We start from the raw sequence: 12548 nt of genomic DNA on the forward strand, positions 1-12548 counted from the left end.
CAAAAAGCCCTTATTTAAATAAGGGCTTTTTTCATCAAATCAATATTACTTCATGACATAACGAAGCGTTACCCAAGCCGTGCGACCGTCTTGACGATACAACGAACCATCCCAATTACTGTTGGTGTAATATTCTTTATCAAACATGTTGGCTAATTTTGCTTGAATAGAAAATTCAGGTGTTGCTTGATAAGCCACACGTACATCAGCAATAGCGAAACCACCTAAAGCTTTGGTATTTGCTGCATCAGTATAGCGTTGATCTTCCGCATGGACTGATGTCCCCACTGTCCATTTATCCATCGTGTAATCTACATTCGCATTAAACAATTGCTGTGCACGATATGCAATTTGCTTGCCTTTTAAACCAGTATTGCGGTTTTCAGGATCTTGATAGGTATAGTTCATATTCCAACTTAAGGCATCATGCGTTTTGCCCAATGAAACTTCGACACCCTTAATCTTCGCCTGACCATTGTTACTATTAGCAATCATGTTATCAATATCATTGATAAAACCTGCAATTTCCCAATCTAACCATTGTGAACCTTTAAAACCAAGTTCAATATTTTCAGATTCTTCAGGAACAAGGTTTGGATTGGCCCAACCTGGGTAATATAAGTCGTTAAAAGTCGGTGAACGGAATGCTGTACCATAAGATACATAAGCATTGTAATGATCATTAAAGCGATAACCCAACGCAGCATTACCGGTTGTATGATCACCAAACTGTTCGTTCTCATCCAAACGTAACGCAGCTTGTACATCGAATTGACCAAATTCTCCCAAATATTGCGTGTAGTAACCTAAGTTATCACGCTCTTTTTCATCGTAATTGGTTGAACCTGTCACTTTGTCATTTAAGTAATCGAAGCCCACCAACAAAGTATGATTTGGATGAAGTTGAATCGTGTTCAACCATGTAAAGGTATCTTTAGCAGTGTTAAATTCACCGGTGGATTGATCCCCATCAAAAGTTTCATATTGATCTTCTGCACGACCAATTTTAAATTTAGCTGTCCATGCTTCAACTGGACTATACGTCAAACCAATACCATAGACATTTTGCTGGATTTGATTGTATGGGTTTACACCGCCATCGTATTCAGTTTCGCCATTCACGTGTAATACATTGGCATCTACAGCAACTTGGTCATTAATTTGATGACCCGCTTTTAATGAAACTGAATAGTTTGCATAACTATCCTTATCCGTTTCTGTGCTCGATGTTGTAACATCCATGCCTTGGGTCTTCAGACCGGCAAGACTGACATTGGCCCAACTGTTATCTTGTCGAATATCCACACCAACATTGGCATTATAGGTTTCATGTGAACCATATTTAAATGATGCAAATGGTTTTACACCATTTTGACTCCCTTTACGGGTGTAAATCTGAATTACACCACCCACAGCTTCAGAACCATAAAGACTCGAACGTGGACCACGTACCACTTCTACTCGTTCTATCTGATCAATTGGTAAATGTTCAAATGCAGTTGTACCTAAAGTTGCCGAACCAAGTTTTTGCCCATCCACCAAAACTAAAACGGCATTAGATGCCGTACCACGGATTGAAATACCTGTGGTTTGACCTGCACCACCAGCATTGGTGTAAGTAACACTTGGAATCGTGCGCAATAATTCTTCTAAAGAATTAAATTGTTTACGCTCAATTTCTTTACGATCAATTACTGTAACAGCAGCAAGTGTTTTACTATTTTCTTGCTCGGTCAGGTTGGCAACAGTATTGATGGTTGGTAATTTGACATTACTTTCAGCAGCTATGGCTAAAGAAAGAGGAGATAAAACAAAGAAAGAACTAAGAATGGTTTTATGGATGAGATGCATGAATCTTTTCCCCACCGCACCGCCCGTGCGAGTTAAATATATGAAGAATGCATAGGCGGATATGGGGTAAGCACAACTTTAATAAGATAAGCCATGCAATCCCAGTTATAACGCCCACCGCATTAAATTAGGTTTGCAACAGGCCGGTCTCCGGACTTAAGTTATAACAAGATAACTATTCACCGTTGCGGGGGCAGTGTTAGCTTTAAATTCAAAAATTCAACTAACTTCCCAGTTTCACTTCTCTATGGAAGCACCTGAAGCGCACGCAGAGTAGTTTCCGAACATCCTTAAGTCAAGCTGAAATCTATTTTTAGCAGTCAAATCCACAAATAGAGCGCTTAACTGCTGGTAAATATACATCCTGTATTAAAATAAATTCTTTCGAAACCTTTTCTCTCCAATTCAAGTGCTCTTTATTGTTTAGCGCTTTAGCTCTCTTTATACTGCTTGATAGTTGTGACAGTTAAGGGAAGTTGAAAAACACACTGCCCCCGCAACGGTGTTTATACATGCTTTTAACCAGATGTGTATAACAGTCCGGAACCTCTCTGTTACGTTCTTTCTCTCAAACATTCACGGTGGGGTGAATGCCTGGAGTTCAAGCAATGTCTCAATGCTTTCACCGTACCTCTTTAGTCGGTGCAATTGCCTTTGCTATGGGTGTTTCACACACTCATGCACAACCAAACAATGATTTTCAACCAACTGTTAAGACCACCTTAAATACTCTGGTTGTTACAGCAACACGTTCTGAAGAAGACATTAAAAATGTCCCTGCTCGCATTTCGATTATTGAACCGCAAATTTTAGAACAATCACCGATTGGTGAATTACCTCATTTGCTGATGAGTGATGCTTCTATCAACATGGTACAAAGTGGTGGTTTCGGACAACTAGCCTCTATTTTTACTCGTGGCACCAACTCAACCCATACATTAGTTTTACGTGATGGGGTCCGTTTAAATGGCGCATCTGCAGGCATGCCTCCATTATCATTTTTAGATACCACTGATATTAAACAAATCGAAATACTCAAAGGCCCTGCATCTGTACTTTATGGCACAGATGCTATTGGAGGCGTGGTACAACTGGTAACAAAAACACCTGAAAAGAATGCAGCCTTTCTAACTACAGAAGTTGGAGAAAATCATACTTATAAGGCAGTTTTAGGTGCAGATGCCAAAGAAAATGATTTTTATGCACAGATTCGTGCTCAACGTTTAGAAACCGACGGTACTGTTCTAACGAATGCAGCAAATAGTAAAAAAGCGGACTATGATCAAAAAGGTTACAGTGCAAAATTCGGTATAGATAAAGAACGCTTTGCAACATCAATTGACTACAGCACCAATCAAGGTGGTGTTGCTTATGATAATTATGGAACATTATTATTTCAGAACTTTGAAAATGAAATCATCAATTTAAAAGGTCGATTGAAATTAAATGATTCACTTGAACTAAACACACGTTTGTCACAGTTCAATGATGATTTAGACCAAATCAATTCAGTAAACTTTGTTCACAACACTACGCAAGAAGCTGAACTCTATGGAAAATGGCAGTTTGCCCCACAACAAAATGTATTAGTAGGCGCTGCGCATAAAACTCTTGAAGGCGATGTTCTTTCTAACGGTATGCGTTACCAGAAAGATATAAATAGCACAGGTTATTTTATTCAGCATCAATACCAAACTGATGCAGTTAATACCCAACTTGGGCTTCGTATTGAAGATAACGAACAGTTCGGAACACATACCGTTGGACAAGCTGCTATACGTTATCAGGTTCTACCATCTACCAGTATTTATAGCAATATAGGGAGTGCATTTAGAGCACCCACAACAAATGACTTATACGCGATCGGTTGGGGAGCAAATCCAAACTTACAACCTGAAAAAAGCATGTCCTATGAATTGGGTATAGATCAAAATTTAGCATTTAACCTAAAAACAGGCGCATCTATTTTTCATACCGAAATTGAAAATCTGATTACTTCAATATGTATTGCTGACTGTGATGGCGATTTAATTACCGTGTTTCCAGTCTATGAAAACAACAATGTAGATAAAGCCTCTTTGACTGGTGGCGAGCTCTATCTCAATTGGCAACAGGATGCATTATTTCTCAATCTTTCTTATGCTTATGTGCGAGCCAAAGATGATGAAACTGGTTTAGATTTAATGCGTCGTCCGCGCCAAAGTGCAACACTAACTGCGGGCTGGCAGGATGAAAAATTTGGGATCAGCACTTCTGTTTCTGCCAAATCCAGATCAAAAGATTTTGCCGACTGGCCTGACACAAAACTTAATTCAACGCCTGGTTATGTCACAACTGATTTAAATGCTTATTGGAATATTAACCCTCATCTAAAAGCTTTTACCAACATTGAAAATATTGGTGATGTGAAATACAAAACCTCCTACAACGGCTATGGCGTGCATTATGTAAATGGTGGACGACTGGCATCTGTGGGTATGACTCTTAAATACTAAGCAATATTCTTCAGATCAGATCATGTTGTTTTTATGACATGATCTGACAAATAAACCAACTCAATTTAATAAACTTCAGGAAAATCAAATGGGCCACCGTTTAAGTAAAATTTATACCCGTACCGGCGATTCAGGCACAACTGGACTAGGCGACGGTTCTCGTGTAGCCAAAGATGATTTACGTATCGCTGCTTTAGGCGATGTTGATGAACTGAACTCTTGTATCGGTATTTTACGTTCGCAAATTGCAGTCAGTTCAATTGAAGACAAAGCTTCTTGGGATAAATCGCTTAGCCTGATTCAACATTGGTTATTCGACCTTGGCGGTGAAGTCTGCATTCCAAACTACAACATGGTCTTACCTGTTTCAGTTGAATTTTTGGAAAATGAAATTGACCGTATGAATGAAGCTTTACCAATGCTGAAAGACTTCATTTTACCTGCAGGAACACTTTCATGTAGCTATGCACATCAAGCACGTTCAGTATGTCGCCGTGCTGAACGTAGCCTGATGACTGTACAGAGTCGCGATCAAAATATTCAAGCGACTTCATTACAACTCTTAAACCGCCTTTCAGACTGGTTATTTGTAGCATCTCGTACTTTGCAACGTGCTGAGGGTGGATCTGAGGTGCTTTGGCAAAAGAATATTAATGAGACGATCTAAGCTCAGTGCAAATGATTTATTCAGTTTTTAATTAAAATCGTGGTCTTTGCTCCACAATAAGTACCATTCACAACCTGACTGAAATTTGATACATAAAGTTTCTGTGAAACAGTGAATAGATTGCTATTGTTAAACAGGTTTTGTGAATGGTGAAGTTTTTCTTGCGCGACATTGTCGCTCATTTTTTTAAAAGTGACATAATGAACTCCTGCCATTTAACACTTTAAACCATAAGACTCCGTTGTAATAATAAAAACTCTACATTGGAAAAGTCAGATATGAAAATTATTGGTCATCGTGGTGCACGTGGTGAAGCCCCTGAAAACACACTCGGTGGCTTTCAATATATTCATGACTTAGGCATTCGAGCAGTTGAATTCGATGTTCGCCAACTCAAAGATGGCGAACTCGTGATCATGCACGATGACAATTTTCTTCGTACTACAGGTATCGATAAAAATATTTACCAATGTTCCAGTTCTGAATTACAGCACTATAACCAGGCTTCCATTTGGCTAGACTGGAAAAACTTTGAAGTTACCCCTACCCTGCAACAATCCCTTAAAATCATGCAAGACTTTGAGCACATTGAAGTTGAAGTTAAAGCGGTTGCAACTATGGCTGAAGCTGAAAAACTGGTTTTAGAATTACAAAAACAATTACATGGTTTTGAACAAACTGCCGTGATCACCAGTTTTGATTTAAAAATTCATCAGGCTTTAAAACAGCAATACTCCATTTTTAAACGTGGTTTACTGATTGAACACGACATTAAAGAACAAGCCATTAAACAGGCTTTAGAACTAGGTTGCTGTCAAATTGGCTGGATGAACCCACTGGCAACAGATGAAATTATTCAAGCAACACAGCAAGCCCATTTAAAAATAAGTGTTTGGACAGTGAATGAGGTTGAACGGGCCAAACATCTGCAAAGTTTAGGCATTGACGGATTGATTACTGATTTTCCTAAAATGATGCTAGAACACTTATCTTCATGATATAAAAAGATGGGAGATGGCATGCTTTGATAAGATAAAAAGAACGAGATTTAATAATTCTAGGCAGAACAAGCCCTTATTCTATTGTTTAAATATCTTTTTTTAAGCCCTATCGTAGATTTATAAAGAAGATGTCTAAGCCTTCGATAAAATCAATCAAGACTCGCTGGTATTCTGTTACTGTTTAGTACAATACGACTGTAGAATAATGCTAGTGAAGATTTATTCGCTCATGTTAATATGATAAGTCTTAATCCTTATAAACTGTATTGAATTAAGAATTCACTTATACCTTACCTTTACCTTTTAGAAGGTTCTAGGAGTGCTGTTGGAGATGAATGCTCCCCTACCCAAAGCCCCAATTAACTGGATTGCAGTGTTCGCATTGGTTTTTTTACCCATTGTCGCTGTAATCGCTATCCCTTTATATGCTTATCATCATGATTTTAGCTTAGGCGCATGGATCAGCTTATTTGTACTACTCGGTGTGAGTAGTTTGGGAATTACTGCGGGTTATCACCGCTTATGGGCACATCGTGCTTATGAAGCAACTTTGCCATTAAAAATTATTTTAATGCTTATGGGTACTTTTGCCGTTCAAAATAGTATTTTGTTCTGGGCTTCAGGTCACCGTACCCATCACCGTCATGTTGATGATATTGAACAAGACCCATATTCAATTAATAATGGTTTTTGGTATGCGCATATTGGATGGATGCTTCGCAACTATCCAGCAGCAGAAGCAAACTATAAAAATGCACCCGATTTGTTAAATGACAAAGTCGTGATGTTCCAAGACAAATATTACATCCCTCTTGTGGTTGCTGTACATGCCGTTATTCTCACTACTGTGGGTTGGGCTGTTGGCGATATGTGGGGCGTATTGTTATTGGGTGGTTTACTCCGTCTGATCTTGAGTCATCACGTCACCTTCTTCATCAACTCACTCTGCCACATGTGGGGCAAACGTCCATATACTGACGAAAACACTGCACGTGACAATTTCGTTTTAGCGATTGCAACTTGGGGTGAGGGTTATCATAACTATCATCACATCTTCCAGTATGACTACCGAAATGGTGTGAAATGGTGGCAGTATGATCCAACGAAATGGCTCATTTGGTCATGCTCAAAACTCGGTTTAGCAAAGAACTTGCGTCGTATTCCAAGCTTTAATATTAAAAAAGCAGAATTGGCGATGCGCTTTAAATATGCTGAACAAGATTTGGCGGTTTATGGTCACAATGTCAATGAAGATATGGCGACTGCAAAACTCCGTATTGCACAAGAATATGAAGCGTTTACCCAAACCTTAAATGACTGGGCAAAGCTGAAAGAACAAGAGATTCAAGCGAAGAAAGCCTCTGTTGCTGAAAAGATTCACCAAATCGACAGCAAACTTAAAGTTGATTTTCAATTGGTTGAACAGCGTCTTTCACATCATCGCAATACCTTAAATATCTTGATGCGTAATATTAAAAAGAATCCTGTGTCTGAATAAAACCGGATTCAATATAAAGCCCCATTGTTGGGGCTTTATTCATTTTGGTCGTTTAAATTTGCTATAGTGATTGCATCTCCCCCATTTTTTAGATTGTCCTATGCAATTTAATCCTCGTTACCCATTACTCAATTCCAAGCTTTTCCACCATCAAATGCCAGTTCCTTTAAAAGGAGCAAAAGCGGGTCATTTTAATGAAGCGCTCACCAATGAATTACAGTGGTCAGATGAAGACAAAGCCCAATGGGTGGAAATCTGTAGTGGGCAAAAAACCTTTGCTGAATTTGAACCGCTAGCGATGGTTTATGCGGGGCATCAGTTTGGACAATGGGCTGGACAACTGGGTGATGGGCGCGGCTTATTGATCGGACAAATTCTGGATAAAAATAATCAAACTATCGACCTGCATTTAAAGGGTGCAGGTTCAACGCCTTACTCCCGTATGGGCGATGGCCGTGCAGTTTTACGCTCAGTCATTCGCGAATATTTAGCAGGTCATGCGCTAAATGCTTTGGGTATTGTATCAAGTAATGCCGTTGGGTTCACCTCTTCAACGCAAGGCATACAGCGCGAAAAAATGGAATCTGGGGCAATGATGTTGCGTACTTCAGACTGCCATATTCGCTTTGGTCATTTTGAATGGATCAATCAATATCAGCCTGAATTATTGCCTGAGTTCGTAGAAAAATGTATTGAATGGCATTATCCAGAATGCCTCGAGGCTGAACAGCCAGTTTTGGCTTTTGCCACTAAAGTTATCCAGCGTACCGCAGTAATGATTGCCAAATGGCAACTGGTTGGGTTTGCGCATGGCGTGATGAATACTGATAATCTCAATATTACAGGATCAACGCTCGACTTCGGCCCTTATGGTTTTATGGAGCGTTTCCGTCCAAACTGGATTAATAATCACTCGGATTATCAAGGACGTTATACCTATCAGCAGCAACCGAGTATTGGTCATTGGAATCTATGGACCTGGCTGAACAATTTGATTCCATTAGTTAAAGATCCTGCTGAGAAAGAACAGTTCAAAGAAGATCTATCGAAGTGCTTAGAGCATTTTGAAACGACTTTCCTGGAACATTACACCCTGGGTTTATGTCAGAAAATGGGACTGCCAAGTTTCCATAAAGACAGTTTTGATTGTGGAATGGCTTTCCTTCGAATTATGCAAGCTGAACAACTGGATTACACTGACAGCTTTATTCGTCTACAAAACAAAGGCTACACCGCCCTTCGTGATGATTGCCTAGATACCCGTCAGTTCGATGCATTCCTTACACAATATCAAGCCATTCGAGCAAACCAGGAAACGGTTGAACTTGATGCTGAAATGCTTAAAGCCAATCCGCAATACATTTTACGTAACCACATGGCACAGACAGCGATTGAACTGGCTGAACGAGATGATTATTCGGAAGTAGGGCGTTTGTTTAAGTTGCTCAGTCAGCCTTACATTCAGCAATCGGATTTAGAAAAACCTGAAGATTTAGCGCCGTTGCCAAGTGACGTACCTGAAGTGATGGTGAGTTGTTCTTCTTAAACTTTTAGCTCTGCAATAAAAAAGCTCCTTATTAGGAGCTTTTTTTGATTAAGAAGATAGATCTTAATCCTCAGGATATTCAAAACGATAACCAACACCATAAACAGCCTGAATCCATTCATGACGGTTACCCGTTTCCGCAGCATCCGAAATTTTACGGCGCAGGTTTTTAATATGGCTGTCAATCACGCGGTCTGCCACATCAAAACTATCTGGGTTAATATGATCCAGTAATTGCGCACGTGAATAAACCTGTCCTACATGCTCCAAGAACAACTCAAGCAAACGGAATTCAGTTGGGGTTAAGTTTAAGGTTTTTTGCTGATACCAGATTCGTTGTTGTGCTTTATCCATACGGAATAAGCTATTTTGTTCGGGTTCTGCATGACGGTCTAGGCGACGTAAAACCGCTTGTACACGCGCAACCAGTTCTTTTGGGCTAAAAGGTTTACAAATGTAGTCATCTGCACCCATGTTCAAGCCCAAGACACGGTCAATTTCTTCAGTACGTGCAGTCACCATAATAATCGGCAAATCAGACTGTTCACGCACTTTACGGCAAATGGTTAAACCATCCATACGCGGAACCATCAAGTCCAAAATCATCAAACTTGGTTTTCGCTGAATAAAGCTGTCATAGGCTTCTTGACCATCATGAAACATACTGACTTCAAAACCCGCAGCTTCCAGATAGTCTCGCACCAGTTGTGCAAGTTCCACTTCATCTTCAACCAGCATGACATGTTTCATGAATCTCATCCCTTTATTTGTTTAACTGTTTTGGAAAAGTCAGTTTGCAACGCAAACCACCTAATGGAGAGTGTTCAAAACTCAATTTTCCACCCAATGCCTGCGCAATTTTACCAGATAATGCCAAACCTAAACCTGTACCACCGGTACTACGTGTCCGTGAATCATCAACACGATAGAAACGCTCGCCTAAACGTGCCAATTGTTCATCACTCAATCCAAGCGGACTATCATCGACAATCACACTCCAGTGTGTCGCTGATTGCTCTGTATGCACACGTACTTCACCACCCGCTTCAGTATAGCGAATACTGTTCCCGAGCAAGTTGACCATAATTTGTTTAAAACGATCTATATCTAGTTGTAAATTCGCACCTTCACCTTGTAGTGAAATAGATAAATCTGCTTGGGCAAATTTGGGTTTGAAATTTTCGACTTCCTGTTGTACCACATCCCAAGGATTTACATCGGCCAAATAGCAGGTTAACTGTTGGGCTTCCGCTTGGGCTAAATCGGCCAAATCCTGAGTCAATTTTTTCAAGCTAGTCACCTGACGAAGCATCGATTCAAAATGCTCTGGTGTCGGTTTACGAATACCATCCTGCATCGCTTCAATTTGCGCTTGCAACACTGCCAACGGTGTTTTTAATTCATGTGAAGTATCAGCCACCCACTGGCGACGTGATTGTTCATGTTGATCGAGAATCACCGCCAGTTGATTAATTTCATTTGATAAATCCCCTAACTCATCGTTACGGTTAATTTTCACCTGATGCTGATAATGTCCTTTCGTCAATTCACGGGTCGCATTTAACAAGCGTTGAATCGGCTTCTTGAAATAGGTCGCCAACAATAAAGCTGCAATTAAACTGGTTAAAAAAGTTAAGCCATAAATCAGCAGTAAATAGCGTTTTTGATTGCTAAAGAAATTAATACTTAAAGCATCATCTTTATCCAGTACCGGTTTTAAACCTAAATAGCCGACAATTTTATCGTTCACCATAATCGGGCGATAGGAAACAGGAATATCGGATGGCTCACCGACTACAAACTGTTTATTGGCATCATACAGTGACAATCGTGAACTTAAGCCCAAACGATCAGGCATCGAAATAAACTGCTTTTTCTTGCCTTGATTTTGGGTTGCATCTGCTTGCGCACCATCCGCTTTTTTATCCGTGCGAAATATATTTTGATTAGAACTTAAAGGGAATTTAAGTCCTTCAAAAGGCTGATATTCAGAAGGTAAATTCAACTCCATCATTCGGAGTTCTTCCGCATCAACCACCGGTTTGCTTTGTTCCCCCGGATTCAAACTGGGGGAAACACTAAGCAATGTATTTTCCTGAAAATAACGCTGCTGCAAGGCAATGTCATATTGACGACGCAACCACCAGCGTGACAACCTGTCATAATCGTCGGGAGCTGCAGTCCCTTCAATCTGCAAAATCTGCGCCTGAATCGCGTTACCCCAGTCATGATAAACCGTATACACCCCTGCCAAATTGCTGATGACATGATCCAGCTTTTGCATTTCAACATCCGCCACATATCTGGCGAAGTTCTTTTGCATGGTCCAATGCAATACACCCAAACTGACAGTGGTAATCACTAAAGTCGTGAGTAATACGGTCAAAAACAGGCGTAAGGCAATCGGAACACGGCGAATATTCAAAAGCAAAATCTCAATATTTTCTTCTCAATTTATTATTGTAACCAACACTGTCTGAAAAAACTCTTCATTGTTTCTTCATCATTATTGTTTAATCTTAACCTAATAAATTGATACTATTTTTCATTGGAGATAAAAACAATGAATTCCATGACAAAAATTGCTTTAGTTAGTGCAAGTGTTCTCAGTATCGGAGCTTTGACAGCTTGCCAATCCCCCCATTCGGTTAAAGATAAAGATGGCGACCACGCTCGCATGATGCACGACCATCGTCATCAAAAGCATGATCATAAAATGACGCCAGAACAACGTGAACAGTTCAAGCAAGCACGTGCTGAACGTAAACAAGTATTTGAACAAATTCAAAAAGCATGTGACAACAAAGCTGTCGGTCAATCCGTACAAATTAAAGCCGGTGACAAAACCATTGATGGTACATGCAGTATGCGCTTCAAAGCGGACCGTCAAGATATGAAGCGCATGCATAAAGAGATGATGAGCATGCATGGCGAGATGAAAGATACGCAAATGAAAGGCGGCCATCACCCTCTGCGCGGTGAAATGAAGGGTATGCAAATGCAAGGCATGCCAATGCAATCAGCAGAACTGCTTACTGATGCAAAACGTGCAGAACTGACCAAGCAATTTGATCAGCGATTGGCTCAACATCAAGCGCATCAGCAAGCCATGTTAAAAGCTTGCCAAGGTCAGCCCAATGGCAAGGCTGTTCAAGTCAAAATGGGAACACATACCATCAATGGTAAATGTGAAGTTCGCTTCCAGCCTAAAGCCTCTATGGCTCCTGTAACAACAAAACCTGCATCGTAAAAATTTAACTAAAGTTAAAAAGGCGCAACTCTGCGCCTTTTTTTATTGCTGATCAAAAAATTGGCTATTTGACTATTTATGCCACTAAATAACTCATAAAAGCATTTACACTCAATATACTTAGCAATTTCAAGCTAGAAATCTTTGACTTTACAGTCACCAAGAAAAAGCATGCAAACGCTTGTACCAAGTGGGAAGATGTTGCACGATTAAGCCATAGAAATACGTGTCATAGAAGGC

Annotated in this window: 9 protein-coding genes and 1 riboswitch; of the genes, 6 read left to right on the forward strand and 3 right to left on the reverse strand. The window is 40.0% G+C overall.

What is annotated here, in order from left to right:
- Positions 1-45 precede the first annotated feature (45 nt).
- Positions 46-1851, reverse strand: a complete 1806-nt coding sequence (locus B9T23_RS10085; protein ID WP_086194005.1) for a TonB-dependent receptor domain-containing protein — start codon at positions 1849-1851, stop codon at positions 46-48.
- Between the two features lie 124 nt (positions 1852-1975).
- A riboswitch (cobalamin riboswitch) is annotated at positions 1976-2127 on the reverse strand.
- A 332-nt stretch (positions 2128-2459) separates the two neighbouring features.
- Between B9T23_RS10085 and B9T23_RS10090 the strand changes: the two genes are divergently transcribed.
- From B9T23_RS10090 to B9T23_RS10110, 5 genes are all read left to right on the forward strand, one after another.
- Positions 2460-4346, forward strand: coding sequence for a TonB-dependent receptor plug domain-containing protein (locus B9T23_RS10090; RefSeq protein WP_086194006.1), 1887 nt, complete (start codon positions 2460-2462; stop codon positions 4344-4346).
- 88 nt (positions 4347-4434) lie between these two features.
- Positions 4435-5013, forward strand: coding sequence for a cob(I)yrinic acid a,c-diamide adenosyltransferase (locus B9T23_RS10095; RefSeq protein WP_086194007.1), 579 nt, complete (start codon positions 4435-4437; stop codon positions 5011-5013).
- A gap of 278 nt (positions 5014-5291) precedes the next feature.
- On the forward strand, positions 5292-6011 hold the full coding sequence (locus tag B9T23_RS10100; RefSeq protein ID WP_086194008.1) for a glycerophosphodiester phosphodiesterase: 720 nt from the start codon (positions 5292-5294) through the stop codon (positions 6009-6011).
- A gap of 334 nt (positions 6012-6345) precedes the next feature.
- Entirely contained in the window at positions 6346-7512 is a 1167-nt protein-coding gene (locus B9T23_RS10105; protein ID WP_067722883.1) for an acyl-CoA desaturase, read from the forward strand.
- A gap of 100 nt (positions 7513-7612) precedes the next feature.
- Positions 7613-9058, forward strand: a complete 1446-nt coding sequence (locus tag B9T23_RS10110; RefSeq protein WP_086194009.1) for a protein adenylyltransferase SelO — start codon at positions 7613-7615, stop codon at positions 9056-9058.
- A 63-nt stretch (positions 9059-9121) separates the two neighbouring features.
- On the opposite strand, the gene B9T23_RS10115 is transcribed toward B9T23_RS10110, so the two are convergent.
- The gene (locus B9T23_RS10115; RefSeq protein ID WP_081406183.1) at positions 9122-9808 is read right to left on the reverse strand and encodes a response regulator; all 687 of its coding nucleotides are present in this window, start codon (positions 9806-9808) and stop codon (positions 9122-9124) included.
- Positions 9809-9821: 13 nt separating this feature from the next.
- The gene (gene baeS / locus B9T23_RS10120; protein ID WP_086194010.1) at positions 9822-11483 is read right to left on the reverse strand and encodes a sensor histidine kinase efflux regulator BaeS; all 1662 of its coding nucleotides are present in this window, start codon (positions 11481-11483) and stop codon (positions 9822-9824) included.
- 138 nt (positions 11484-11621) lie between these two features.
- Here baeS and B9T23_RS10125 point away from each other — a divergent pair, with 138 nt between their 5' ends.
- On the forward strand, positions 11622-12308 hold the full coding sequence (locus B9T23_RS10125) for a hypothetical protein (protein WP_086194011.1): 687 nt from the start codon (positions 11622-11624) through the stop codon (positions 12306-12308).
- Positions 12309-12548 lie beyond the last annotated feature (240 nt).

It is taken from the genome of Acinetobacter terrae, assembly GCF_002135195.1.
GTDB lineage: Bacteria > Pseudomonadota > Gammaproteobacteria > Pseudomonadales > Moraxellaceae > Acinetobacter > Acinetobacter terrae.

Excerpts from the sequence above, each read along its gene's own strand:
- B9T23_RS10085 (WP_086194005.1), bottom strand. The coding sequence starts at position 1,851 with ATGCATCTCATCCATAAAACCATTCTTAGTTCTTTCTTTGTTTTATCT.
- B9T23_RS10090 (WP_086194006.1), top strand. The coding sequence starts at position 2,460 with ATGTCTCAATGCTTTCACCGTACCTCTTTAGTCGGTGCAATTGCCTTT.
- B9T23_RS10095 (WP_086194007.1), top strand. The coding sequence starts at position 4,435 with ATGGGCCACCGTTTAAGTAAAATTTATACCCGTACCGGCGATTCAGGC.
- B9T23_RS10100 (WP_086194008.1), top strand. The coding sequence starts at position 5,292 with ATGAAAATTATTGGTCATCGTGGTGCACGTGGTGAAGCCCCTGAAAAC.
- B9T23_RS10105 (WP_067722883.1), top strand. The coding sequence starts at position 6,346 with ATGAATGCTCCCCTACCCAAAGCCCCAATTAACTGGATTGCAGTGTTC.
- B9T23_RS10110 (WP_086194009.1), top strand. The coding sequence starts at position 7,613 with ATGCAATTTAATCCTCGTTACCCATTACTCAATTCCAAGCTTTTCCAC.
- B9T23_RS10115 (WP_081406183.1), bottom strand. The coding sequence starts at position 9,808 with ATGAAACATGTCATGCTGGTTGAAGATGAAGTGGAACTTGCACAACTG.
- B9T23_RS10125 (WP_086194011.1), top strand. The coding sequence starts at position 11,622 with ATGAATTCCATGACAAAAATTGCTTTAGTTAGTGCAAGTGTTCTCAGT.